Raw genomic sequence first — 26,050 nt, 5'->3', positions numbered from 1 at the left:
GCCATTATCCCTCTATTATCTGATCGTAATTACGATACGTGTAAGGTGCAAAAATATAACACACAATTCATCACTTCGGCATCACTTTCCCTCTCCTTTTATCAGGTTGTGAGCTTGGTTATGAATCAAATGTCGAGAATTTGCACACTCATCCCATATCTTTCTGATTAGTGGTTATATTTCGGTCAATATTGAGCAAAATCGGACCCTTTACGCGGAAAAGCGAGGTAAATTCCTTTAACCACACAACGCGAAAATGCAGGTTTTAGAGTTATTGTCACTGGCACCAGTTCAAGGATGAAGCAAAAACAATAGTTAGCGCTTTACAAATTACAGGCACCTGTCTCGATTGCCGCGCCAGTGAACTCTGTCATTGTCCCTTAACTAAGCACATCGAGGTTGTTTGGGTGTAAAACGTTGGAGTATACTGGCGCCCTCTAAAGGACTCAGATTGAATGCAATAAAACCAATTATGACTAAAGCACAAAACGTCGACCCAAGTGAAATTAAGAAATTCGAGGACATGGCTTCTCGATGGTGGGATTTAGAAGGCGAGTTTAAGCCGCTTCATCAAATTAACCCACTTCGTTTGAACTATGTACTTGAAAAAGCAAATGGCTTGTTTGGCAAGCGAACACTTGATGTCGGCTGTGGTGGTGGCATTCTTGCTGAAAGCATGGCAAAAGAAGGCGCTATTGTGACGGGGCTTGATATGGGTAAAGAACCATTAGAAGTCGCGCGACTACATGCATTAGAAACAGGCACTCAACTGACCTACATTCAGAGCACAATAGAAGACCACGCTATAGAAAACGCAGGAACTTACGATGTCGTGACTTGTATGGAGATGCTTGAACACGTTCCAGATCCTCTCTCCGTTATCCGCTCTTGTGCTGCGCTAGTCAAACCCGGTGGTCACGTGTTTTTCTCAACTTTGAACCGAAACATTAAGTCGTACTTATTTGCTATTGTCGGTGCTGAGAAGCTTCTTAAGATTGTTCCTGAAGGCACTCATGAGCACGATAAGTTTATCAAGCCAGCCGAAATGATGAAGATGATAGACCAAACTGACCTGACGGAAATGGGCATTACTGGGCTTCATTACAACCCTCTAAATGATAGCTACAAACTCGGTCGTAATGTAGATGTAAACTACATCGTTCATACTAAAAAATACTGAACGCTATTAAGTTAAAAAATGAGTTTTGTGATTGACATTTTTTAAAGAAAATGAATCGGAAGCGGTAGCACAAAGTTGCCGCTTTTTTTGTCTTTTTATGGCTAAAATTCGTGCTCTAGATTCCATTTTGACCAAGCCATTTTTCGTAGATAAAAACGGCCAAAGATCAAGGAAAATATTTTTGCATGCGGTTATTTCTAAACCGATCTCGAAACCGTACTTTTAACCATTCAAGTCTGCCCTTTTCTCATCGGTTAGTGTTCACTTACTGATTTTTTTCATTTTGTCAGTTATCCACAAGTCATCCCCGATCTGTACCTTGATAAATCAGTGTAATAGCACTATCTTGTAACCCGCAAACAAATGAACCCCTATATGTTGTGTTTAAGCGACAATATATAGATAGACTTTGATCACAAAGCCGCCGCAAGCTTTACTCATATTGCACATAAACAAACAAAAATACGGCTTTTATCAGTTTTCTTAGGGAAATAAAGCAGAATGAACCAACAACTTACCGTCACCAAGCGTGATGGCCGTAAAGAAAGTATCGATCTGGATAAAATCCACCGCGTTATCACTTGGGCTGCAGAAGGTCTAGATAATGTTTCGGTTTCTCAAGTAGAACTTCGCGCTCACATCCAGTTTTACGACGGCATCACAACGACAGATATTCACGAGACAATCATCAAGTCTGCGGCAGACCTGATCTCTGAAGAGACTCCGGATTACCAATACCTAGCTGCTCGCCTAGCGGTATTCCATCTGCGTAAAAAAGCGTATGGCCAATACGAGCCACCAACGCTTTATGATCACGTGTCTCGCCTCGTCGATATGGGTAAGTACGATCAACATATTCTAGAAGACTACACAAAAGCAGAACTCGACGAACTTGATGCGTACCTCGACCATAAACGCGACCTAAATTTCTCATACGCGGCAGTTAAGCAGCTAGAGGGTAAGTACTTCGTACAGAACCGTGTTACGGGCCAAATTTACGAAAGTGCTCAGTTCTTATACATCCTTGTAGCAGCGTGCTTATTTGCGAAATATCCAAAAGCGACACGTCTTGATTACATCAAACGTTTCTACGATGCGACATCGACATTTAAGATTTCTCTACCTACGCCAATTATGTCTGGCGTGCGTACCCCTACTCGCCAGTTCAGCTCATGTGTTCTGATCGAGTGTGGCGACAGTCTTGATTCTATTAACGCAACAGCAAGCTCAATTGTTCGTTACGTATCTCAGCGCGCTGGTATTGGTATCAACGCAGGTCGTATCCGTGCATTAGGCTCAGAGATTCGCGGTGGTGAAGCATTCCACACTGGTTGTATTCCGTTCTACAAGTACTTCCAAACAGCAGTAAAATGTTGTTCACAAGGTGGTGTACGTGGTGGCGCAGCTACTGTGTTCTACCCAATGTGGCACGGTGAAGCACGCTCACTAATGGTACTTAAGAACAACCGTGGTGTTGAAGAAAACCGTGTTCGTCACATGGACTACGGTGTTCAGTTAAACAAACTGATGTACCAACGTTTAGTTGAAGGCGGCAATATTACGCTATTCTCACCATCTGATGTACCTGGTCTGTACGACGCATTCTTCGAAAACCAAGAAGAGTTTGAGCGTCTATACGTGAAGTACGAGAACGATCCTTCAATCAAGAAAGAAACGGTTAAAGCGATTGAAATGTTCACTCTGCTAATGCAAGAGCGTGCATCAACGGGTCGTATCTACATCCAGAACGTGGACCACTGTAATACTCACAGCCCATTTGATTCTGAAGTTGCTCCAGTTCGTCAGTCGAACCTATGTTTAGAAATCGCACTACCAACGAAACCATTAACTAACGTTGAAGATGACTCAGGCGAGATCGCACTGTGTACGCTTTCTGCATTCAACTTAGGTGCTATCAAGTCTCTAGATGATTTCGAAGAGCTATCCGATCTTGTTGTTCGTGCGTTAGATGCACTGCTTGATTACCAAGATTACCCTCTACCAGCGGCATACAAATCGACTATGAACCGTCGTACGCTAGGTGTTGGTGTGATTAACTTTGCTTACTACTTAGCGAAGAATGGCGTGAAATACTCTGACGGTAGCGCGAACGGCCTAACTCACCGTACGTTCGAAGCAATGCAGTACTACCTATTGAAAGCATCTGTAGCACTGGCGAAAGAACAAGGTAAGTGCCCTTCATTCGACGAGACGAACTACGCGAAAGGCTTACTGCCGATTGATACGTATAAGAAAGATATCGACCTAATTTGTGACGAAGCGCTGCACTACGACTGGGACAGCCTACGTAAAGAAATTATGGAGCACGGCCTACGTAACTCAACACTGACTGCGCTAATGCCTTCTGAGACTTCTTCTCAGATTTCAAACGCAACTAACGGTATTGAGCCACCACGTGGTTACGTTTCAGTAAAAGCTTCGAAAGACGGTATCCTGAAGCAAGTTGTACCAGAGTTCACAGAACTTAAAGACAGCTATGAACTGCTTTGGAATATCGGTTCGAACGACGGTTATCTACACCTTGTGGGTATTATGCAGAAGTTTGTTGACCAAGCTATCTCTGCTAATACTAACTACGACCCGTCACGTTACGAGACTGGCAAGGTTCCAATGAAGAAACTACTTCAAGACCTGCTAACAGCGTATAAGTTTGGTGTGAAAACGCTTTACTACCACAACACTCGTGATGGCGCGAAAGATGAACAGAAAGACGCTGTTCAACCACAAGATGACGATTGTGCTGGCGGCGGTTGTAAGATTTAATCTTCCCGTACCTAGCGAACCCGTAAAGACAGACTATCGATAACCTCCCCCTTACGGGGAGGTTTAAAAGGAATTGAGGCATTATGGCTTACAGTACTTTTAACCAAAAAAAGAATGACCAATTGAAGGAACCAATGTTCCTAGGTCAATCAGTAAACGTTGCACGTTACGACCAACAAAAGTTTGAGATTTTCGAAAAACTTATCGAGAAACAACTTTCTTTCTTCTGGCGTCCAGAAGAAGTAGACGTATCTAGCGACCGTATCGATTACAACAAACTGCCAGATCACGAGAAGCACATCTTCATCTCTAACTTGAAGTACCAAACGCTTCTTGACTCTATCCAAGGCCGCAGCCCTAACGTGGCACTGCTGCCGCTTGTGTCTCTGCCAGAACTAGAGACTTGGATTGAGACTTGGTCTTTCTCTGAAACGATTCACTCTCGTTCTTACACACACATTATTCGTAACATCGTGAACGACCCTGCGGTGGTGTTTGATGATATCGTTGAGAACGAGCACATTCTGAAGCGTGCAAAAGACATCGCGCACTACTACGACGATTTGATTCAAGCGACGAATGATTACCATCGCTACGGTGAAGGTGAGCATGTCCTTAACGGTGAAACGGTTAAGGTTAGTCTGTACGATCTTAAGAAGAAGCTGTACATCTGTCTGATGTCTGTTAACGCATTAGAAGCCATTCGTTTTTACGTAAGTTTCGCATGTTCTTTCGCTTTCGCAGAACGCGAACTAATGGAAGGTAACGCGAAAATCATCAAGCTGATCGCTCGTGACGAAGCACTTCACTTAAACGGCACGCAGCACATGATCAACCTGCTACGTAACGGTCAAGATGACTTCACTTTCATGCAAATCGCAGAAGAGGCAAAACAGGACTGTTTTGACCTATTCAAAGAAGCGGCTGAGCAAGAAAAAGAGTGGGCAGAGTATCTATTCAAAGATGGCTCTATGATCGGTCTAAACAAAGACATCCTAAGCCAATACGTTGAATACATCACAAATATTCGTATGCAAGCGGTAGGTCTACCAGCAGCGTATCCAGAAGCAACAACCAACCCAATTCCATGGATTAACGCTTGGTTGTCTTCAGATAACGTTCAAGTTGCGCCTCAAGAAGCAGAAATCTCTTCTTACCTTGTGGGTCAAATTGACAATGAAGTTCGCGCAGATGACTTCGAAGGATTCGAGCTGTAATGGCAACACTCAAAATCAACAAACTGATCAGCATTGAATCCAACCCTTCCAATACGATTTTGGAAACAATGGAGCAAGCTGGCCTATTACCAGAATACAACTGCCGTGATGGGCACTGCGGCGCCTGTCGCTGCAAATTGGAGTCTGGTGAAGTGGAGTATGTTGGTTTTGCCATGGCTTACACACAAAGTGATGAAATATTACCTTGTATCTGTAAAGCAAAATCAGATTTGTCACTTAGCGGCGTTAACTACGCGATGAAAGAAAAGCAGCGCGCATAACGTTGACTCGACGGTATAAAATGCAAAAGCCAAGGTAATCACCTTGGCTTTTTTGTCTCTGTTTTTTTGTCTCTCAGGCTACTGTAGAGAGCTTTGGTTATAAAGCACTGCTCGGGAGGTGCATCTCTTTAACTTTCTCTAAAAATGCATAATGCGCAAACATCGGTTTACGTTCTAGGTAGCGACGCAACAAGTCTAGTGCTGCCGTACTGATCACTTTAACTTGATCATTTCGCTGATACTTTTTCGAGAGTTTATATAATGCTCCCCACTCGCCTGACGGTGTCGATAAAGCGACGGAAAAAACACCCTCTTCAATATGGCCAGTGACAAGTGATAAATCCGTCCCACACTTCTCTCGCGTAGCACCAGCCAGAGCAAACGTTTCTGCTAATGGATCTCCGCTGTTGCCCATCGCCTGAGTCAGACTCGGTAGTACCCAACCATGCCCTACTTGCTTTTCAGCGTTTTCATCACTGTTTAGCCAGTACGTTAAGTATCCCCTGCTACTTTTTTCGGAGATCGACACCGTTAGTCCTTTATCGACCAACAACTGGCCGACATTTTCAACCATAGGTAAGTCAATACTAACGGTATTACTCTCAAGGTGTTTATTAATTATCTGTACTAGTTTCAAACGCTGTTCAATCTGATCTGAAGGACCAAAAAGTTTCACTTCAATAAAAGGCAAGTAAGAGCGATACCCTAGCTCATAGCCTTGAGGAAGTTTTAGCTGATCTAGCTTATCTGAAATACCGGATTCAGATAGACCAAACGTGTAGATTCGACTACAACATGAACCTTGAACATCGGGAAACACTCTTCTCAGATCGGGAAGAATTTGCGTCTCTGCCATGAGCTTAAATTCACTTGGTACACCCGGTGTGAAATAAAAAATGGCATCATTAATCAGCATTTTGAAACCGCAAGCAGTGCCTATCGGGTTGTCCAATATCTCTGCCGCTTCTGGCAGCATTGCTTGCTTTAAATTACTGTCCGGCATAGGGATGCCACGTCGAGCATACAAACTTTCTAGATGCTGCAACCACTCTTTGAATAGCACCAGTTTACAATCGGCAGCTCTCGCGGCGGCGGCAGCACTCATGTCATCCGTTGTAGGGCCTAAACCACCATTAACAATAACCACATCGTTGTTAAAGCTGAGCATTAAAAACTCTTCAACCAAACTCGATAGGCTATCACCAACCGTTGAGCGCTTTGTTAAGCCAAATCCATGTTGATAAAACAGGCTAGACAACCATGCCGCATTAGTATCAACAATATCACCGTGGAGGACTTCCTCACCAGTACTAAGCATTGCTATTTTCACAACTGACTCCTGAACGTAAGCACAATCCTATTTTCGTTATAGCGCTTATTTTTCTTTTTATTTGGACAAATCTCGCCGAGGTTTGTTGGGACTAAATAAGGGTCAAGTGTTTAAATGATTGATGTTTTGAGGGATAATTACGAGCCCGAACATACACCATTAACTCGGAGACCTTTGTGTCAAAATCATCCATGTTCAAGACGACTCTAACAGGCCTTTGCTTGGCTTCGTCAGCGCTTGCGCAAGCAAGTCACTATGACCTAAGCCGTCATACAGAGTTTTCTTACACACCTGATTGCTTGTCAGGTTACTGCGAAACGACGACTCTGTACACCTTCGAGGCTCAAAATCGCGGTGTTATGTATGAACAGAATAATGATGATTCGCTAAACCTTGACGCAGGGCTTCAGCCTAAACATCTCATCATCCCTCAAGATAAAGACTGGGATTATCTGATGGGTCAAACCTACACCATTCTAGGTCTCAGTATCGCGACCGTAGGCATGATGACTTTTCTTCCAGAAAGTATCACCAAATGGGACGAAGAAGACCGAGACATGAGTAAGTTGGGGCAAAAGTGGAAAGATAATGTCTCTGACGGCCCCGTTTGGGATCGCGATGAACATGTCCTCAACTACATCATGCACCCATATTTTGGCGGCGTTTACTACACGGCAGCACGTCACGCTGGCTATAATGAATTTCAGTCGTTTTTGTACTCCGCAACTATGTCGACGTTCTTTTGGGAGTATGGCGTGGAGGCGTTCGCAGAAGTACCATCTTGGCAGGATATTTTTATCACACCATTCTTTGGTGCTGTTGTTGGTGAAATGATGTTAACGGCTGAGCAAGACATTATTGCAAACGGCGGCGAAGTTATGGGCTCTGAAACCGCAGGTGATGTTTCGCTCTTCTTCTTAAACCCTGTTGGACATATTCATTATTGGGTAACTGATGCATGGGGCGGTAGTGCAGAACTACAATTCAATTCATCACCTTGGTTTGGAAACCAAGATGTTGCAAAATTCGCCATGGACGCAGGCGCAAACTATGACAGTCAATTTTATGGTGTCGAGTTAAAAGTAACCTTCTAATCCTAAGTTGATACTCGGTAAAAAGCAGCCTTACGATGGCTGCTTTTTTGTGCTCTGAACATTGTTTTAATTATTTGCATCACGAATTAGTGTTAAAAATTGACTTTCATCAAACATTACCCGCCCTTAGCACCTACACTAAATAAAAGGATTTATTCCAATAACTTAAGTAGCACGTTTATTCGTACTGCGTCCAAACCTTGATTCCAGGAGGGGACATTATGAACACCGTATTTATTGTTAATTTTGTCGGACAAGCGTCACCCGCCACGATTAAAGAGCTCGCTGCAATCACACACGAAAACGGCGGGAAATGGCTGATCAGCAAAGTAAACTTTATCGAAGACCAAGTTGCAGGTGTCATCAAAGTAGAGCTTCCAAGAGAAAATGCCGACATCGTTAAACAGGCGTTCTCTTCTTGTCAGACTCTTGTTGTTAGGTTCGTCGACTCTGAACCTCATTCATATCGTGAAGACACTATCTTCCAACTTCGTTTAGATGCCAACGATAGAGCGGGTATTGTGAATGAAATTACTCACGTTCTCGATAATCAAGGTATCTCAATTTTAGATATGGATTGTCAGCGTGTATTCATTGCAGGAGGCGGAGGGGTAAGCTCTAGCTTATTCAGCGCTAAAATGGCGATAAAACTACCTAGCGAGCTAGAAATTGAAGACATAGCCAATGAGTTAGAATCTCTGAGTGAAGACACTCGTGTAATTGTAGAAAGCTAACTGCATACCTTTAACGCTTCCCCAATAAAAAGAGCAGCAATTCAGCTGCTCTTTGTCGTTCTAATACTCAATACGTTTTATTTCACTGACCACTGAGACAGTGAACGTTTGAAATCAGAGTAGTCAAATTCATTCAGTTTTTGAATGTCACCATTCGAGCGTTCACAGTAGACCGACGGCATACGTAGACCGTTAAACCAGTTCAGTTTCACCATGGTGTAACCGGCACTATCTAGAATATGCAGACGCTGTCCTATCTCTAGAGGCTGTTCGAAGTTCGCCACGCAGAACTGGTCTCCAGCCAAACAAGAGCACGAGCCGATCACATACTCGTGTTCACCATTTTCAGATGCTTCAAGAATTGACGCTGGCTCATTGTAGATCAACGTATCTAAGCGGTGAGCTTCTGTGGCTGAATCGACAATCGCCGTCTTCTTTACGTTCTCAACGATATCAACCACAGTGACCACTAGGTCAGTCGTCTTGGTAATGATCGCTTCGCCCGGTTCTAGGTACATTTGCACGCCGTGTTTTTCAGCAAACGCTTTCAGCGCTAGGCCAAGCTTTTCGATGTCATAACCCGGCCATGTGAAGAACACGCCGCCACCCATGCTTACCCAGTCCAGCTTATCTAGGTACTCGCCAAACTGAGCTGAAATAGCATCGAGTAAACCGATAAACGCATCCACGTCTTTGTTCTCACAGTTCATGTGGAACATTACGCCATCAATACCATCAAAAATTTCCGGTTTGATGTGATCAGCCTGAACACCAAGACGAGAGAATTGACGCGCTGGGTTTGCTAAGTCTTGCCCTGCATAGCTCACACCAGGGTTCAGGCGCAAGCCAATCGATGCTTTACCTTCGACAATATGACGATAAGCCGCTAGCTGTGACTGAGAGTTAAAGATCATCTTGTCAGAGATGTCCGCCACATCGCGAACGTCATCTTCGCTGTAACCCACGCTGTATGCGTGTGTCTCACCACCAAACGTTTCGTAGCCAAGCTTCACTTCAAACGGGCCAGAACTTGTTGTTCCGTCTAGGTAAGGCTTGATGATGTCGAATACACCCCATGTTGAGAAGCACTTCAGTGCTAATACAAGCTTCACACCAGAGATGTCTTTTAGCTGTTTTGCTTTCTCTAGGTTCTCAATCAGCTTGTCTTCATTGATCATGAAGTATGGCGTTTTTAGTTCGTTTTGTTGCATTTTGATACCTTACGTCCCTTCGCCTTAGCAAAGGCACTATAAAATCGAACAAAGCCGACGCAAGTGCATCGGCTTAAACGTACAAATAAGAGTCGCTAAATTCTTACTTCAATTTATGGATAACAGGTTGTCCTGGCTCCAGTTCTTGAACATGCCAATCTAGACCAATAGATGGCATGGTTTCTAGGAATGGGTCTGGATCTAGTTGTTCCATGTTGAACACGCCTTTGTCTGCCCACTTGCCACGGAAGAACTGCAAAGCCGCAGTGATCGCTGGTACGCCAGTGGTGTATGAGATAGCTTGGTGTTCAACATCTTCGTATGCGACTTCGTGATCAGCGTTGTTGTAAATAAATACACTGCGCTCTTTACCATCTTTCTTACCTTGAACCCAAGTACCGATACACGTTAGGCCAGTGTAGCCTGGTGCGAGAGATGTTGGATCTGGTAGTAGTGCTTTTAGCACGTGCAAAGGTTGAACAACCGTACCGTCGTGAAGCGTTAGTGGATCTGGGCTGAGTAGACCGATGTCGCGCATCACATTGAAGTAGTTTAGGTAACGGTCACCAAAGCCCATCCAGAATTCGATGCGTTTCGCCGGGATGAACTCTTGCATAGATCGAACTTCGTCGTGCGCCATTGAGTACACTTTGTGTGAGCCACAATTCGGGAATTCGAACTCAAGCATACGTGAGTGACAAGGTACTTGTTTCCACTCGCCGTTTTCCCAGTAGAACGAATCGCCTTGAATCTCAAGCATGTTCGTTTCTGGATCAAAGTTAGTTGCGAACTTCTTACCGTGGTCGCCTGCGTTTACATCCATTACGTCGATAGTATCGATTTCATCGAACAGATGCTTCACTGCGTATGCGGCAAACACCGATACTACGCCCGGATCGAAACCAGCACCAAGAATACCTGTAATGCCCGCTTCTTCAAACTTCTCACGGTAGCCCCACTGCCAATCGTAAGCTTGAGGTACTTGTTGGCCTTCAGAGCACAAGTCAACCGCAACAGATGTATCAAGGTATGACACTTTAGCTTGGTAACATGCTTCCATAATAGACATGTTCACCCAAGGAGGACCTGCGTTGATCACTAAGTCAGGTTGTACTTCTTTAATTAAAGCAACTAAAGAATCTACGTCGTCCGCGTTTACCGCTCGCGCTTCTAATTTCTTAGTTGAATCTTTCAGATTGTTTTTCTTCTGAATCGATTCGATGATTTTCTCACACTTACCTACGGTACGTGATGCGATTGTGATATCACCCAGAACGTCGTTGTTTTGTGCTGCTTTATGTGCAACTACCCAGCCAACGCCGCCTGCACCAATCTGTAGAATTGCCATAGTTTTCCGTTACCTTTGTTAAACTAGCTCTGCCGCTAGCGTATTGATTTTTGAGAGCAAAGATTCAAAGTCCGCCGTCGTCAGACACGGGTTCAAAATCGTAAATTTCAATGCAGTTTTATCGTCGACAATGGTTTCACCCAATACCGCGATACCGCGTGTTAACGCTTCTAAGCGCAACGTTTTGTTCAGTTCATCAAGATCCGCTGATTCATGTGTCGCGCGGAACAGAACCGTAGATAGTGATGGTTCAGCCAACAACTCAAAGTGTTTGTTATCTCGAATCATGTCCGCCACTTCAAGCGTCTGTTCAAGCAAATGATCATACATATCGCCTAGGGCTTTTGGCCCTACGCTTTGCATCGTCATAAACACTTTGAGCGCATCAAAACGCTTAGTTGTCGCAATAGACTTATCCACCAAGTTCGGTAGTTCGTCGTGTTCGCGGTTCAAATAGTCTGCATGGTGAAGCAGGAATTTAAAGTTAGACTTGTCATTTACCAATAGCGCACCACAACTGATGGTTTGGTAAAACAGCTTATGGAAGTCTACGCTGATGGAATGTGCACGCTCACAACCTTTCAGACGCGCTTTTTGGCTACTTAGAATCAGAGCTCCACCGTATGCACCGTCGACGTGCATCCACATGTCATGTCTCGCTGCCATATCGGCGATAAAGTCTAAGTCATCAATAGCACCGTGGTCCGTTGTACCCGCTGTACCAACAATGGCAAATGGGATCAAACCTTCTGCTTTGGCCTGATTGAGAACTTCGTCTAATTTAGTGACATCCATCGTTCCATCGGCATTAGCATCGACAGTCATGACCGCTTTTTCACCCAACCCCATCCAAGACGCTGATTTTTGAACCGTGAAGTGGGATTTTTTCGAACATACAATACGTAGCTTGTCTGCGTATTCAGGAAGGCCAAGCTTTTGAATTGAGTGTGCACTGAGTTTGTCAGCAATCCAATCTCGCGCAAGCATCAAACCCATTTGGTTACTTTGCGTGCCGCCGCTCGTGAAGATACCGTCCGCTTTTTCACCTAACTCATATTTATCGCATAGCCAGTTCACAACTTTCTGTTCAACATAAGTCGCTGATGAAGCTTGATCCCATGAGTCCATCGACTGGTTCAAAGCCGCAATCATTGCCTCTGCCGCAATCGCTGGCATCAACGGTGGAGTATGTAGGTGAGCAATACAATCTGGATGTTGAGTAAAAATTGCGTTTTTCGCGACCAGCTCAGCAGCATCGTCGATAACGGTTTTAAGAGGCGCATTTCCATTATCAAGATCAACGTCGTGAATCGCTGCTTCCAATGCTTTTGGATCCATACCTGAATACGGTGCAGTCACTTGTTCAAACACTGACTTCATTGCCGTAGTCGTGTGATTCATCACCGAAGCAAATTCATTGCTGCCCATCTCTCCAGTGTGGATGAAATGCTTCTTCCATTCATCTTGTGGCTGAGTTTCGATGTGACTACCGCCAGCGGCTAAAATCGCGTCTTCAAATACACGTAAAGCAAAGTCGATTTGCTCAAACGAGATGATAAGAGGAGGAAGGAAACGAATTACTGCGCCTTCGCGTCCACCTTTCTCAACGATCAAGCCACGCTCGAGTGCTGCGCGTTGAATAGAAAGTGTGAGTTCACTATCCGCTTGAGGTTCACCAAATTTATTGAGCTCACCGTCTGGATTTTTAATCTCCACGCCTAGCATCAAACCTTTGCCACGAACCTCTGCGATACAGTTCACACGCTTTTGAATACTTTCAAGGCCGTAGCGCAAGTACTGACCCGCAATATTGGCATGCTCAACAAGATTATCACGCTGGATAATTTCTAATGCTTTCGCACCAGAGACCATAGCTAGCTGGTTACCACGAAATGTACCTGTGTGCTCGCCCGGCTTCCATGTATCATGTTGCTTGTTGATAACCAATAGCGACATTGGTAAGCCACCACCAATTGCTTTTGATAAACACAGAATATCTGGAACAATGCCCGACTCTTCGAACGCGAAATTGTAGCCAGTTTTACCAACACCACACTGGATCTCATCGAAGATCAGTAAGATACCGTGTTCATCACAAATACGACGTAACTCTCGTAGCCAGAATGCTGGCGCAGGAACAACACCACCCTCACCTTGCACTGGCTCCACGATAATCGCGGCAGGCTTCATAATGCCTGACTCATCATCGTTTAAAAGACGATCGATATAGCGAATACTTGCTTTCGCACCTTCATCACCGCCAAGCCCAAAAGGACAACGCAGGTTGTATGGGAAAGGCATAAAGTGCACATCCGACATCAAACCAGTTCGACGAGCTTTCGTGCCTAAGTTACCCATCATCCCCATCGTACCATTAGTCATACCATGGTATGCGCCACGGAAGGCAAACATAGTGTTGCGACCGGTAGTCTGTTTCGCGAGCTTGATAGCAGCTTCAACCGCATCAGCTCCAGACGGGCCACAAAATTGGATAACGCTGTTCTCGCTTAACTCTTGAGGAAGAAAAGACTTAACGGATTGAATAAACGTCGTTTTTGCTGATGTTGCAATATCTAGCGTCTGATATGGCAGTCCTGAATCTAATTGTTCTTTCAGCGCTTGGTTTATTTCAGGATGGTTATACCCCAAAGCTAGAGTGCCTGCCCCCGCAAGGCAGTCTAGAAAGATCTGTCCACGCGTATCTTCAACCAAGCACCCAAAGGCTTGTTTAATTGCGATCGGCAAACGACGTGGATAAGAACGTACTTCAGATTCATGCTCAGCCTGATCAATCAATACTTGATCTGGCGTTAAGTCATACGTTCCCTCAACGATAGGAACCTGAGACGAAAAAATGTTTGCGATATTGCTATCGACTTCAAAGGCAGTGCTCATACTACATAATCCCTTGAATTATAATAATTCTGTATCCTGTATTAATAATCATTAGAATGAAATTACAGGAGGTGTGAATACCCCTCCGCATTTGTCAGTGCATAAATGACAAATACAGATCATCCGCCACGATACTCGCGGCTTTATATGTAAAAGGGATTAATCAAGGTTCTGTAATGCACCCGTTTTGTAAAACAGGACATTTCGGCAGTATGAAGCTGATTAGTGTGTGTTTATTCAAAGGTTTCAATGTTGGGTTTCCCATTAATATGCCGCGTTTACAGCATTAGTATCCCGTCTATCGACAAAAGGCTTTGCCGATACCTACCCTACGCAGTGTCACAATCAGCTTGAATGGTCACTACGCGTATCCCCCAGAGATCAAACGTTGTTAATTACGCTCCGAGATTGCGCGCGAATTTATCACAAAATAAAATCTTCTGGCAACGATTTTTCATATTAGTAACAGTGATGTAAATCACAACAAAACATACCCCATTGCAACTCACATGTTCATATTCATGAGCTATGCTTTTCTGCTTCTCTCAAATAGCTGTTATTTAAACAAATATTCTTGAGATATCATCACCTCATCTAACAGAGGTTTAAGGTTGTGCTGCTTAATCGTAAAACATTCCTTTCTATATCCGGAACATTTAAAAAGATAGCATTCTCGTCACAGCTTTGCCTGGATCAAGAGTAGTTATTCTCCACAAGTGATGGTTTAAACATAGACTAGTAGGAATGGCTAAGATGCTTTGCAATGGCAGAATGAACAATCACTTGAGTCAATGAGACAAAGGGTTCGTTACTTAACGAAGCCTGTGACAGAAAAGAAGTTTGAGATTTTCAAAAAATACGAAAAAGGCCTAACATTTTCATGTTAGGCCTTAAATCTGGAGCGACACACGAGGTTCGAACTCGTGACCTCAACCTTGGCAAGGTTGCGCTCTACCAACTGAGCTAGTGTCGCATTTAATATGAGATGGTGCCCCGGGCCGGACTTGAACCGGCACAACGCGAACGTCGAGGGATTTTAAATCCCTTGTGTCTACCAATTCCACCACCAGGGCACACAAATATTCTTTGTGATGCCTTTACAGAAAAGTAAAACACCATCTGATACCGCTAAATGCCATATCAATAAAATTTGGAGCGACACACGAGGTTCGAACTCGTGACCTCAACCTTGGCAAGGTTGCGCTCTACCAACTGAGCTAGTGTCGCATTTATTCTCGAAAGCCATTCACTCTCAAAAGAATAATGGAGGCGCCTCCCGGAGTCGAACCGAGGTCCACGGATTTGCAATCCGCTGCATAGCCACTCTGCCAAGGCGCCTCATTTGTGAATAAAGCTAAGCTTTTTCACCACCCTTTCGAGCCGTGCTCTCTTGGGTACGGGATGCATTCTACGGATTCGAGCGATCGAGTCAACACTATTTTTATTTTTTTAAATCGTTTGACTAGAATTTGTGCGAAAGACGATGGATTGCTTAGTTTTAATACTAAAAATCGCTTAAATACACTTGTTTATCATAAAACTTTGGCTACGCCTTACACTGCTGGCCGTGCGTTGCGTGCATTGAAGTATTAATAATCAGAAGACTCGCCTCTCTAAGACTCTCCAAGGACAAAAACAAGACTTAGATCACAAATAGAACCCTATCGAAGCAAAAGCCCCAGATACAAATTGCAAACATGGCCGTTAGCAAGCATTGAAAAGCGAGAGAAGCCAAAAAATGCTGTAGATTGTCTTAGATACAAAAAAGCAGGCTATTAAGCCTGCTTTCTAACATCAGAATTTAATGGTGCTCTTCATTCAACAGATCGTCTTTCGCAGCAGCCAAATATTGAATCATTGACCAATATGTCAAGAAAGTTGCCACATACAAGGCCGCAAAGCCTAGCCAAACCATCCATTCATCGTAACGCCATATCAACACCCATAAGGCGAACATTTGCGAAACAGTTTTTACTTTGCCAACCCAAGATACCGCAACACTTGCTCGCTTACCGATTTCAGCCATCCATTCTCGCAATGCTGAGATAATGATTTCTCGCGCAATCATCGTTACCGCAGGAATGGTCACCCAAATTGAATGATAATGTTCCGTGATTAGAATCAATGCCGTTGCCACTAGCACTTTATCAGCGACAGGATCAATAAACGCGCCAAAACGAGAAGTTTGACCAAGTTTACGGGCCAACATGCCGTCAAGCCAGTCAGTAAAACCCGCTACCCAAAACACCATTGCTGCTGCAAACGGTGCCCATGAATAAGGTAGATAAAAGACAACCACAAAAACAGGGATTAGGAACAGTCTAAGAAGAGACAGAATGTTCGGGATATTCAAACGCATTTTATTATTCTCTTACACATTGCGGCTTAATGTTGCGCGATTTTCCTTATTGTTTCAATGCTTGGAAAATAATTTCTGCTAAAGAGTGACTTATTCCCGGTACTTTGGCGATTTCTTCGACACTTGCACGTTTAAGTTCTTGTAACCCACCCATGTACTTGAGTAACGCCTGACGTCGTTTAGGGCCGATTCCCTCAATCCCTTCGAGTGCACTCGTACGTCTGGTTTTACCTCGCTTAGCACGGTGCCCCGCTATAGCATGGTTATGGCTTTCATCACGAATATGTTGGATAAGGTGCAGCGCAGGAGCATCGCTTGGTAAATGAAACTCCTCCCCATCGACTGTAATCAGCGTTTCTAAACCTGGTTTGCGAGTAACGCCTTTTGCAATACCAATCATGATGGGACGCTTTGGCCAATCCCCCCAATATTGCGAAATGATGTCATGCGCACGATTTAACTGACCTTTACCGCCATCGATAAAGATGATGTCGGGAATTTTCTCTACGTCCAATTGCTTCGAATAACGGCGCTCCAACGCTTGTCCCATTGCTGCGTAATCATCACCACCGGTAATCCCAGTAATGTTGTAGCGACGATACTCTTGCTTTACGGGGCCTTCATTGTTGAACACCACACATGACGCAATCGTGCTTTCCCCCATCGTATGGGAGATATCAAAACATTCCATTCGAGCTATAGACTCCAACTTCAATGTTTCGCGAAGCGCATGAAAACGCTGATTAATCGTCATCTTGTGATTGATTTTTGTGGTAATCGCCGTTAGTGCATTCGTGTTCGAAAGCTTGAGATACCTTGCTCGAGAGCCAGTTGGCGACGTATGAAAATGAACCTTACGCCCTGCCACTTCACTTAACGCTTTCTGTATTGGCGCAATATCTTCTGCCAACTCTTGATTCAAAATAATACGAGAAGGAATTGTACGTGCTTCGTTATGGCTCAAATAGTATTGAGTCAGAAAACTATCGAACACTTCCTGCTGGCTTGTATTTTGTGGGATTTTCGGAAAATGGCTACGGCTACCAAGCACTTTGCCTTGGCGTATCATCAGGATATGGATACACGCGATACCATTCTCCTGAGCAAACCCGAGTACATCCATATCATCCATGCTGTCTTCTGAGACGTACTGCTGCTCTTGAACACGCCTAATCGCTTGGATTTGATCGCGAAATTTAGCGGCATCTTCAAAGCGCAATTGCTGACTGGCAACTTCCATTTTCTCAATCAACTGTTTGAGTACTTGCTGATCTTTGCCTTGCAAAAACATGCGCACAAAGCCAACCAACTCTGCATATTCTTCATCAGAAATGATGGTATTAACGCATGGTCCTGCACAGCGACCAATTTGGTACATCAAACATGGGCGCGTTCGGTTGGAATAGACAGTGTCTTCACACTGGCGCACAGGAAATATCTTTTGCAGCAAATGCAATGTTTCTCTTACTGCACCAGAATCTGGGTAGGGGCCAAAATATTCACCTTTGCGCTTCTTGGCGCCACGGTGGATAGAAAGCCGTGGGTGCTTATGACCGCTAATAAAGATATAAGGGTAAGACTTATCATCTCGCAGCAACACATTGTATTTCGGCAAATACTGCTTGATGTAGTTATGCTCTAAGATCAACGCTTCTGTCTCAGTGTGAGTCACCGTGACGTCTATTTTGGCGATATTACTGACAAGCGCGCGAGTTTTCTCACTGTCTACTTTTTTCCGAAAGTAGCTTGAAAGGCGCTTTTTAAGGTCTTTGGCTTTACCTACGTAGATTACAACAGCTTCGGCGTTGTACATTCTGTAAACGCCGGGCTGATTAGTTACTGTCTTGAGAAAGGAAGCCGAATCGAAGGGAGGATTCACGCTAAAGGGTCTCGGTGTCCAGCATTCCGTGGCGAATCGCTAAGTGAGTTAACTCAACGTCACCATTAATGTCCAATTTACTAAAGAGTCGGTAGCGATAGCTGTTGACTGTCTTTGGACTTAAATTAAGTTGCTCAGAAATATCCGTTACCTTTTGGCCTTTGGTGATCATAAGCATGATCTGCAATTCACGCTCGGATAAGTCTTTAAAAGGGTTCTCAGAGGCTGGAGAAAATTGACTCAATGCCATCTGCTGCGCAATCTCTGGCGAGATGTAACGCTGCCCACTATTAACTACACGAATCGCATTCACCATTTCGTCAGGGCCAGCACCTTTGGTTAAATAACCAGACGCACCTGCCTGCATCACCTTGGTTGGAAACGGGTTTTCTGTATGAACGGTAAGTACGATGATTTTCACATCAGGATTCACGCGAAGAATTTTTTTAGTGGCTTCCAAGCCGCCAATTCCTGGCATGTTCATGTCCATTAAAACGACGTCAGCATGATTACTGCGACACCATTTTACTGCATCTTCACCGCTGTCAGCTTCTCCTGCTACGTTCATTCCACGGACGTCTTCAATAATACGTCGTATCCCTGTGCGAACCAGCTCGTGATCATCTACAAGGAAAACATTTATCAAACTTGTATCTCCACACTTTGTATTGGTTCTGCACCCACATAACCATTATTTGTTAAATGTGGATATCAGTATGACTGCCTATATACTAACGTAATCGACAAAAAATTGCTTTCTATGAATATGTGCTGAAACGCAAACTTTAGCAAGAACTTATTCATAAACCACTCTATTATTTTAGAGCGTGATGAGCAGAACCGAAATCTAAGAAAAGACAATTAACAACATTAAGTACAATAAATCAAGTAACTAGGTTTCATATTGCCCAGAGAAACACGCTATAACTTAAAATGACACTGTCCCTCTTGCACCAAAGACTAACTTGTAATCACTAATTCCAGCAAAAATTTGAGACGCTTTCTTTACTGGTTATTTTCACAGTTCTTAGTGTTAAACTAACGTTCTTCAAGTTTTCTAAGGTTTCTCACATTTGAATATTCAACAAGGCTTCCTGCTAACTCGACAGGCACGAGACATCAAAGGTCAAACTCAAATCGAGCTGTGGCTTTCGACAGAAGCAGGTCCTACTCAGTTACTTATTAATGGTGAGAAGCCAGTCTTTTTCATCGCTCAGAAACACTCAGAGCAAGCAAAGACTCTCGCACGAGAAAAAAACATATTCGTCGACATCCGCCTTTTGGATCTCAAAACGTTTGAACATACGCCTCTTGCTGCCTGCTATACCAATGTAACCAAAGACGCTCTCGCACTCAAAGACACATTCGCTCAAAAAGATATCACTACGTATGAAAGTGATATTCGCCTCGCCGATCGCTACCTAATGGAGCGTTTTATCAAAGGCAGTATCGAGTTTACAGGCAATGTGACTCGCACCAATGGCTACCAACGCGTCCAGAGCGCAAAATGCCGTGCGGGGCAATATGAGCCGAAGTTAAACGTTGTCTCGTTAGATCTAGAATGCTCTGAGAAAGGCATTCTTTACTCAATCGGATTAGACAGCGTCATGGATTCCCGCGTTATCATGATCGGAGAACCAGAACCTTCGGAGAGACCGATACAGTGGGTTAAGGATGAAAAAGCGCTTCTAGAAGCACTCATCGTTTGGTTTAAACAATTCGACCCCGATGTCATTGTCGGTTGGAACGTCATTGATTTTGACTTTCGTCTGCTACACAAACGAGCAGAATGGCACAACATGAAGCTAATGCTTGGTAGAGCAGACCAAGCCAGCTTTTTCAGAAGTTCATCTCAAAGCCAACAAGGGTTTATCTCCATTCCAGGGCGAGTTGTAATGGACGGTATCGATACGTTAAAAACGGCGACTTATCACTTTCGGTCTTGGTCATTAGAGTCTGTATCTCAAGAACTCTTAGGGGAAGGGAAAGAAATCCACAACGTTCATGACCGCATGGATGAGATCAATCGTATGTACCGCTCCGACAAACCATCGCTGGCTAAATATAATTTACAAGACTGCATGTTAGTGAATAAGATTTTCAATCACACTCACCTGCTCGACTTTGCAATAGAGCGCTCTCGTCTCACTGGTGTCGAACTGGATCGTGTCGGCGGTTCGGTTGCTGCATTCACAAACCTATACATGCCTCAGATACACCGAGCAGGCTACGTTGCTCCGAACCTACACCCTGAAAATTGGATTGCCAGCCCCGGCGGTTACGTGATGGACTCCATCCCTAACCTATATGATTCTGTTTTAGTATTGGATTTTAAGAGTCTATATCCATCGATTATTCGCTCTTTCTTGATTGATCCTATGGGTTTAGTTGAGGGGTTATTGCTCGATATTGGAAAAGAAGAAAATCAGGCTGTACCTGGCTTTCGCGGTGGGCAGTTCCATCGTACGAAACACTTTTTACCAGAAATGATTGAAAAGCTTTGGGCAGCACGTGATGTGGCAAAGAAGAACAATGAAAAAGCTTTTTCTCAGGCAATCAAAATCATCATGAACTCCTTTTATGGCGTACTGGGCTCATCGGGATGTCGTTTCTTTGATACTCGGTTAGCTTCTAGTATTACCATGCGCGGACATGAAATCATGAAGCAAACTAAGGTGCTGATTGAGGAGCAAGGATATCAAGTGATTTACGGCGATACGGATTCCACATTCGTGTCGTTGAATCGACCATACAGTCAAGTAGAAGCTGACGCTGTTGGAAATCAATTAGTTGATTACATCAACTCTTGGTGGCAAGAACACCTGCGTTCTGAGTACAACCTAACATCTATGTTGGAAATCGAGTATGAAACCCATTATCGCAGATTCCTTATGCCAACGATTCGTGGCGCAGAAACTGGCTCGAAAAAGCGCTATGCGGGTTTAATCGGTGAAGGAGAGCAAGAACGGATTGTATTTAAAGGGTTAGAAAGTGCCCGTACTGACTGGACCTCGTTAGCACAGAAATTTCAAAATACACTCTATAGCATGATTTTCCATGGTGAAGATCCAAGCGACTATGTCCGAGAGATGGTTGAGAAAACTAACAACGGTGAATTTGATGAACAGTTGGTGTATCAAAAGCGACTGCGAAGAAAACTGCATGAGTATCAGAAGAACGTCCCGCCACAAGTGCGTGCAGCTCGTTTAGCCGATGAGATAAATGCCAAGCTTGGCCGCCCATTACAGTATCAAAACAAAGGGCGAATTGAATACATTATTACCGTGAACGGCCCTGAACCTTATGAGTACCTCAATAGCCCGATTGATTATCAACATTACATTGATAAACAACTCAAACCCGTTGCGGATGCGATTCTCCCTTTCATTGGGACGGACTTTGACAGGCTTTCAGCGCCACAAATGGGGTTGTTTTAGCCGATACGAAACTCTGTTTTCTGGTACTGTTTGACTAACCAATCACCAAACGCATCAATTAGCCCGATAACAGAACGCTTGGGAATACCCCGGCCAGAAAGTAAAATTTCTAGCCGCTCGATCTCAAGCTGCTTTTCAGGATGATAAGTTAAGAATACCTTGCCACATTGTATAGGGTCATCAAACCAACGTTTATCTCGATACATCACCAAAGAGTATGACGCTCTTAGTAACTTTTTAGCAATCACGCGCTGGGCGGCCACCTGCTCTTCTATCGTCTTCGCTTGTACGATTTTTTTGCGATACACCGTAATCCAATCTTCCACATCCATATTCCAGTGCTTAGCAATTTCCCAACTTGGGACGTAATCACCAAAACAGTCTGCTAGATCATCACCATAAACACAGACACAGCAATGCTTAAGCATAAAGCCCCAAGTAAAAATACTATCTAAATTAGCCACTTCGCTCACTAAGGCTGTACGGACCGATACACCATTAACGTGAGGGTAACTCTGCTGCGCACGCCACTTAATTGTGTTGAGCAAAGTCGCGCGATTGTGCTCAAAGGATGATTGAGTAACGACAACCAGGTCTAAGTTCGACTTCCCAACGATCGCTGTTTTACGAGCAACACTACCGTATACATAAACGCTGTGTAAGTTTTGCCCCAATCCACCTTTGAGACAAGCGGTGACTTCCCTAATTAAAGGCGCAAACTCTGGTTGAAATGGTTGTTTAGGATCGATAAGAGGCAGAGACATGACTTAAAACGTGTTCTCAGATGGTTCAAGAAGTTGGGCTATATGTTCTCTTAGCCGACTCACCGAATCAAGTCCATTCAGGTGTTTAGTCATGGGAGTAACAACAAATTTCTGCAATGAATTTTAATGCTAGGCGGCTAACTTAGCGCTATAATCACCGAGTTTTGCTTAATAAGTATGAATAGGAATATACAATGCCAAAGGCAAGTGAAATCAAAAAAGGCTTCGCAATCGAGTCTAATGGTAAAACTCTTCTAGTTAAAGACATCGAAGTAACGACTCCAGGCGGTCGTGGCGGCGCTAAAATCTACAAAATGCGTTGTACAGATCTAAACACGGGCGCACGTGTAGATGAGCGTTACAAGTCTGATGACGTTGTTGAAACGGTAGAAATGAACAAACGTGCAGTTGTGTACTCATACGCTGACGGCGATGAGCACATCTTCATGGATAACGAAGACTACTCACAATACACATTCAAGCACAATGAAGTTGAAGACGACATGCTGTTCATCAACGAAGATACACAAGGTATCCACATTATCCTTGTTAACGGTGCTGCAGTGGGTATTGAACTACCATCTTCTGTTGAGCTAGTGATTGAAGAAACTGACCCTTCAATCAAAGGTGCTTCTGCATCTGCTCGCACTAAGCCAGCACGCTTCGCTTCAGGTCTTGTCATCCAGGTTCCTGAGTACATTGCAACTGGTGACCGTGTTATCATTAACACAGCTGAACGTAAATACATGAGCCGAGCATAAGCATGTCTGATTTGATTTCTTACGACGACGTCATCGACGCAGCGTACGACATTTTCCTTGAGATGGCTCCAGATAACCTAGAGCCTGCTGACGTGATTCTGTTTACTGCGCAATTTGAAGATCGTGGTGCCGCAGAACTTGTTGAAACCGGTGATGACTGGGTTGAACATGTTGGCTTCGAGATCGATAAAGAAGTATATGCAGAGGTTCGTATCGGCCTAGTAAATGAGGAAAATGACGTTCTTGATGACGTATTTGCTCGTATGCTAATCAGCCGAGACCCTGAACATAAGTTCTGCCATATGCTTTGGAAACGCGATTAACGTTTCTTCATCATGAACAAAGATACCAGCCTAGTGCTGGTATTTTTTTATCTGCTGTTTTTGTTTAGCTGAGATATTTGTTTATCCAAAACACCCTGCTCTATATCGGCTTTAGATCCTTTTGTTATGTAACAGATAAGAAAAAGGCTTGCCGAATTGGCAAGCCTTTCTGATGTTTTGCTATCGATTAACGATGCTTGTTGCGTGCGCCTTGGTCACCAGCAGTCTTCTTCGGCTTACGACGAGAAGGGTTGTTGCTGCGACCTTTTGGTGTGTTAACACGCTCTTCATGGCGCTTAACTGCGCGACGAATTTTTTGGCTGCGCGCACGCTCACGTTTGCGTGACGTGTTGTCTTTGTTCAGATCAAGCATGGTTTCTTTCTCTGGACGAAGCTCTACAAGCTCACGCAAGTAGTTTACTTCTTTCAGGTCAAGCTCCATCCAACCGCCACGAGGCAGTTTCTTGTCTAAGAAGATGTCGCCGTAACGAACACGTTTCAGACGGCTAACGGTACACTCTTGCGATTCCCATAGTCGACGAACTTCGCGGTTACGACCTTCGTTGATAACAACGTAAAACGTGTGGTTCATGCCTTCACCACCCGCGTAAACAACATCTTCAAAGCGAGCTAAACCGTCTTCCAGTTCAACACCTTTTACTAGATTACGAACTTTCTGTTCAGTTACTTCACCGAACACACGTACTAGGTATTCACGTTCAACTTGGCGGCTTGGGTGCATTAAGCGGTTCGCCAGTTCACCATCCGTTGTGAAAAGTAGAAGACCAGAAGTGTTCGCATCCAGACGACCAACTGAAATCCAACGAGAGCCACGAATTTTTGGCAGACGATCAAAAACAGTACGACGACCTTCTGGATCGTGACGAGTACACAGTTCACCCTCAGGTTTGTAGTACGCAAGTACACGACAAATCACTTCTTCTTGAATCTTTGCAGAGACAATGTGACCATCGATACGAACTACGCTGCTCTCGTCTTCAAGTCTTTCACCAAGCTTAGCGACTACACCGTTCACGCTAACGCGACCAGATTTAATTAACGATTCAATCTCACGACGAGAACCGTGACCAGCACGTGCTAATACTTTTTGTAACTTTTCGCTCATTTATCTACCTATGTGTCGTCTTCACAGACGTCTAGACCAGGATTGGTCTGCATTTTGCTATTTACCCATTTCAGTGGGATTTTTCGGTCGGACATTATACGTAACTTTCTTAGTTAATGTAAGCTAAATCGGCGCCATTCTCCACACCAAAATTCACTTCAAAAATGACCGAAATATTTGTCCTATTCTGCAACTTTTTTACTACTTAATGCAGGCATTGCTCAACGAGAATCCCACTAATATCGGTCTTCCTGAACCACTTTAACCACGCGGTACCTGATAAAATTGTCAGGGTTACAACAATAACCACTTGGGGTGTGTTTACTGTTCGTATTGCTAGAAAGCAACGAAGAATAAGCCGTCCCTGTTTGCTGCTAAGTAATACCAATCACCGCAGACAATGAGCGCTCATAGCAAAACAAGGTCGTGGGTAACAAGACAAAAATTGTCTTTAAGTCATTAGTTCACATCAAAAATAACACTAATGCTATCGTGTACTCTGACTCTCTAGGTTCGCTCTGCACTCTCGGCGATTGGCATAAATCAGACAAAAAGGAATAGAACAATGTCTATGCTAAATCTCGACCTAAATTGGATTTTTGGGACATCTCAAGATGACGATATGACAGGCACAAAAGGCTCTGAAACAACCGATATCTTCTTCGGCTTCTGTGGTGATGATAAGTTTGTAGGATACGGAGGTAATGATATTGTCTTCGGTGGCTGGGGAGATGATACCTTGCTTGGTGGCCGAGGTAACGACTTTGTTTCTGGCGGCTTTGGAAACGATTTCCTATCCGGCGGATTAGGAAACGACAAACTCTTTGGTGGCTGCGGCGACGACACAATTTTTGATTATTCAGGCAACAACTACTTGAGTGGTGGCTGGGGTAACGACACGCTCGTTGTTGGTGATGGTGAATCAGTACTGAGCGGTGGCTGTGGAGACGACACCTTCGTGCTTACAAACCGCCTGGCTATTGGTGTACCTGATCAGCCAGTGTCTTCCAACGATATTGATGTTAAAGCCGACATTGTCGATTTTAATATTTTCCATGACAAACTTGTCTTTGATATGGGCCGAGACACTGATAACGATGGCATTCGAGATACGTTCTTGGATTCAGCGGATGATCTGACTTTATCTTACAATGAATGTGGCTGGGCAGTATTCTCAAGTGATGAATACAATGTTGAAGTGACACTAAACGGTGTGAGCTCTGCATACATCAACTATGCAGAACAAAATGGTATCGACATTTTCGATTTTGCTTAACCTCAATCAGTTAAGTTCAATGAGATATTCGATATGACAACTAAAATAGGA

General features: G+C 44.0%; 19 protein-coding genes and 4 tRNA genes. 10 read left to right on the top strand and 13 right to left on the bottom strand.

Features of this window, described 5'->3' with window-relative positions:
• Positions 1-472: 472 nt before the first annotated feature.
• From ubiG to yfaE, 4 genes are all read left to right on the top strand, one after another.
• A complete protein-coding gene (ubiG, locus tag R7093_RS04070) occupies positions 473-1,180 on the top strand; it encodes a bifunctional 2-polyprenyl-6-hydroxyphenol methylase/3-demethylubiquinol 3-O-methyltransferase UbiG (protein ID WP_017636129.1) in 708 nt (235 codons plus the stop codon).
• Between the two features lie 501 nt (positions 1,181-1,681).
• On the top strand, positions 1,682-3,964 hold the full coding sequence (nrdA, locus tag R7093_RS04065) for a class 1a ribonucleoside-diphosphate reductase subunit alpha (RefSeq protein WP_005376819.1): 2,283 nt from the start codon (positions 1,682-1,684) through the stop codon (positions 3,962-3,964).
• Between the two features lie 83 nt (positions 3,965-4,047).
• Positions 4,048-5,181: a class Ia ribonucleoside-diphosphate reductase subunit beta gene (gene nrdB / locus R7093_RS04060; protein WP_005376818.1), complete on the top strand. Its 1,134-nt coding sequence runs from the start codon at positions 4,048-4,050 to the stop codon at positions 5,179-5,181.
• Positions 5,181-5,462, top strand: coding sequence for a class I ribonucleotide reductase maintenance protein YfaE (yfaE, locus tag R7093_RS04055; RefSeq protein ID WP_005376817.1), 282 nt, complete (start codon positions 5,181-5,183; stop codon positions 5,460-5,462). Before nrdB ends, yfaE begins: the two co-directional genes overlap by 1 nt.
• Before the next feature lie 97 nt (positions 5,463-5,559).
• On the opposite strand, the gene R7093_RS04050 is transcribed toward yfaE, so the two are convergent.
• Positions 5,560-6,792 carry a CinA family nicotinamide mononucleotide deamidase-related protein gene (locus tag R7093_RS04050; protein WP_258659025.1) on the bottom strand — a complete coding sequence of 411 codons (1,233 nt, stop codon included), beginning with the start codon at positions 6,790-6,792 and terminating at the stop codon, positions 5,560-5,562.
• 191 nt (positions 6,793-6,983) lie between these two features.
• Here R7093_RS04050 and R7093_RS04045 point away from each other — a divergent pair, with 191 nt between their 5' ends.
• Entirely contained in the window at positions 6,984-7,886 is a 903-nt protein-coding gene (locus tag R7093_RS04045; RefSeq protein WP_033905662.1) for a DUF3943 domain-containing protein, read from the top strand.
• Between the two features lie 221 nt (positions 7,887-8,107).
• Positions 8,108-8,620: a glycine cleavage system protein R gene (locus R7093_RS04040; protein WP_005376814.1), complete on the top strand. Its 513-nt coding sequence runs from the start codon at positions 8,108-8,110 to the stop codon at positions 8,618-8,620.
• Between the two features lie 77 nt (positions 8,621-8,697).
• On the opposite strand, the gene nspC is transcribed toward R7093_RS04040, so the two are convergent.
• The 10 genes from nspC to uvrY form a co-directional block, all read right to left on the bottom strand.
• Positions 8,698-9,831: a carboxynorspermidine decarboxylase gene (gene nspC / locus R7093_RS04035; RefSeq protein WP_053306579.1), complete on the bottom strand. Its 1,134-nt coding sequence runs from the start codon at positions 9,829-9,831 to the stop codon at positions 8,698-8,700.
• 103 nt (positions 9,832-9,934) lie between these two features.
• A complete protein-coding gene (locus R7093_RS04030; protein WP_012841628.1) occupies positions 9,935-11,179 on the bottom strand; it encodes a carboxynorspermidine synthase in 1,245 nt (414 codons plus the stop codon).
• An 18-nt stretch (positions 11,180-11,197) separates the two neighbouring features.
• Positions 11,198-14,074, bottom strand: coding sequence for a pyridoxal phosphate-dependent class III aminotransferase (locus R7093_RS04025; RefSeq protein WP_104975453.1), 2,877 nt, complete (start codon positions 14,072-14,074; stop codon positions 11,198-11,200).
• A gap of 897 nt (positions 14,075-14,971) precedes the next feature.
• A tRNA-Gly gene (locus R7093_RS04020) sits at positions 14,972-15,047 on the bottom strand.
• Between the two features lie 13 nt (positions 15,048-15,060).
• Positions 15,061-15,147, bottom strand: a tRNA-Leu gene (locus R7093_RS04015).
• Positions 15,148-15,225: 78 nt separating this feature from the next.
• A tRNA-Gly gene (locus R7093_RS04010) sits at positions 15,226-15,301 on the bottom strand.
• Between the two features lie 37 nt (positions 15,302-15,338).
• A tRNA-Cys gene (locus R7093_RS04005) sits at positions 15,339-15,412 on the bottom strand.
• Between the two features lie 463 nt (positions 15,413-15,875).
• Positions 15,876-16,433: a CDP-diacylglycerol--glycerol-3-phosphate 3-phosphatidyltransferase gene (pgsA, locus tag R7093_RS04000; RefSeq protein WP_005394805.1), complete on the bottom strand. Its 558-nt coding sequence runs from the start codon at positions 16,431-16,433 to the stop codon at positions 15,876-15,878.
• Positions 16,434-16,479: 46 nt separating this feature from the next.
• The gene (uvrC, locus tag R7093_RS03995; RefSeq protein ID WP_080960110.1) at positions 16,480-18,312 is read right to left on the bottom strand and encodes an excinuclease ABC subunit UvrC; all 1,833 of its coding nucleotides are present in this window, start codon (positions 18,310-18,312) and stop codon (positions 16,480-16,482) included.
• A 1-nt stretch (position 18,313) separates the two neighbouring features.
• Positions 18,314-18,958, bottom strand: a complete 645-nt coding sequence (gene uvrY, locus R7093_RS03990; RefSeq protein ID WP_005386783.1) for a UvrY/SirA/GacA family response regulator transcription factor — start codon at positions 18,956-18,958, stop codon at positions 18,314-18,316.
• A 427-nt stretch (positions 18,959-19,385) separates the two neighbouring features.
• Here uvrY and R7093_RS03985 point away from each other — a divergent pair, with 427 nt between their 5' ends.
• On the top strand, positions 19,386-21,749 hold the full coding sequence (locus tag R7093_RS03985; RefSeq protein WP_047103286.1) for a DNA polymerase II: 2,364 nt from the start codon (positions 19,386-19,388) through the stop codon (positions 21,747-21,749).
• Here R7093_RS03985 and R7093_RS03980 read toward each other — a convergent pair.
• Positions 21,746-22,513: a nucleotidyltransferase gene (locus tag R7093_RS03980; protein ID WP_047103288.1), complete on the bottom strand. Its 768-nt coding sequence runs from the start codon at positions 22,511-22,513 to the stop codon at positions 21,746-21,748. The genes R7093_RS03985 and R7093_RS03980 overlap by 4 nt on opposite strands.
• 194 nt (positions 22,514-22,707) lie before the next feature.
• On the opposite strand from R7093_RS03980, the gene yeiP reads away from it, so the two are divergent.
• A complete protein-coding gene (gene yeiP / locus R7093_RS03975; protein WP_005376801.1) occupies positions 22,708-23,274 on the top strand; it encodes an elongation factor P-like protein YeiP in 567 nt (188 codons plus the stop codon).
• Between the two features lie 2 nt (positions 23,275-23,276).
• Complete coding sequence (locus R7093_RS03970) at positions 23,277-23,597, top strand: HI1450 family dsDNA-mimic protein (RefSeq protein ID WP_005376800.1); 321 nt, start codon at positions 23,277-23,279, stop codon at positions 23,595-23,597.
• Between the two features lie 187 nt (positions 23,598-23,784).
• Here R7093_RS03970 and rluB read toward each other — a convergent pair whose 3' ends face one another.
• Positions 23,785-24,723 carry a 23S rRNA pseudouridine(2605) synthase RluB gene (gene rluB / locus R7093_RS03965; RefSeq protein ID WP_005376798.1) on the bottom strand — a complete coding sequence of 313 codons (939 nt, stop codon included), beginning with the start codon at positions 24,721-24,723 and terminating at the stop codon, positions 23,785-23,787.
• 565 nt (positions 24,724-25,288) lie between these two features.
• On the opposite strand from rluB, the gene R7093_RS03960 reads away from it, so the two are divergent.
• The gene (locus tag R7093_RS03960) at positions 25,289-25,999 is read left to right on the top strand and encodes a calcium-binding protein (protein ID WP_005376796.1); all 711 of its coding nucleotides are present in this window, start codon (positions 25,289-25,291) and stop codon (positions 25,997-25,999) included.
• The last annotated feature ends 51 nt before the right edge of the window (positions 26,000-26,050 follow it).

This window comes from Vibrio sp. 1580, assembly GCF_033340055.1.
This window is presented reverse-complemented; position numbering and strand designations above follow the sequence as displayed.

Bases quoted from the DNA above. Each gene is read 5' to 3' on its own strand.
- R7093_RS03980 (WP_047103288.1), bottom strand. From the start codon at position 22,513: ATGTCTCTGCCTCTTATCGATCCTAAACAACCATTTCAACCAGAGTTT.
- R7093_RS04040 (WP_005376814.1), top strand. From the start codon at position 8,108: ATGAACACCGTATTTATTGTTAATTTTGTCGGACAAGCGTCACCCGCC.
- nspC (WP_053306579.1), bottom strand. From the start codon at position 9,831: ATGCAACAAAACGAACTAAAAACGCCATACTTCATGATCAATGAAGAC.
- R7093_RS04045 (WP_033905662.1), top strand. From the start codon at position 6,984: ATGTTCAAGACGACTCTAACAGGCCTTTGCTTGGCTTCGTCAGCGCTT.
- pgsA (WP_005394805.1), bottom strand. From the start codon at position 16,433: ATGCGTTTGAATATCCCGAACATTCTGTCTCTTCTTAGACTGTTCCTA.
- R7093_RS04030 (WP_012841628.1), bottom strand. From the start codon at position 11,179: ATGGCAATTCTACAGATTGGTGCAGGCGGCGTTGGCTGGGTAGTTGCA.
- yeiP (WP_005376801.1), top strand. From the start codon at position 22,708: ATGCCAAAGGCAAGTGAAATCAAAAAAGGCTTCGCAATCGAGTCTAAT.
- rluB (WP_005376798.1), bottom strand. From the start codon at position 24,723: ATGAGCGAAAAGTTACAAAAAGTATTAGCACGTGCTGGTCACGGTTCT.
- R7093_RS04025 (WP_104975453.1), bottom strand. From the start codon at position 14,074: ATGAGCACTGCCTTTGAAGTCGATAGCAATATCGCAAACATTTTTTCG.
- nrdB (WP_005376818.1), top strand. From the start codon at position 4,048: ATGGCTTACAGTACTTTTAACCAAAAAAAGAATGACCAATTGAAGGAA.
- R7093_RS03960 (WP_005376796.1), top strand. From the start codon at position 25,289: ATGTCTATGCTAAATCTCGACCTAAATTGGATTTTTGGGACATCTCAA.
- ubiG (WP_017636129.1), top strand. From the start codon at position 473: ATGACTAAAGCACAAAACGTCGACCCAAGTGAAATTAAGAAATTCGAG.
- nrdA (WP_005376819.1), top strand. From the start codon at position 1,682: ATGAACCAACAACTTACCGTCACCAAGCGTGATGGCCGTAAAGAAAGT.
- R7093_RS03970 (WP_005376800.1), top strand. From the start codon at position 23,277: ATGTCTGATTTGATTTCTTACGACGACGTCATCGACGCAGCGTACGAC.
- yfaE (WP_005376817.1), top strand. From the start codon at position 5,181: ATGGCAACACTCAAAATCAACAAACTGATCAGCATTGAATCCAACCCT.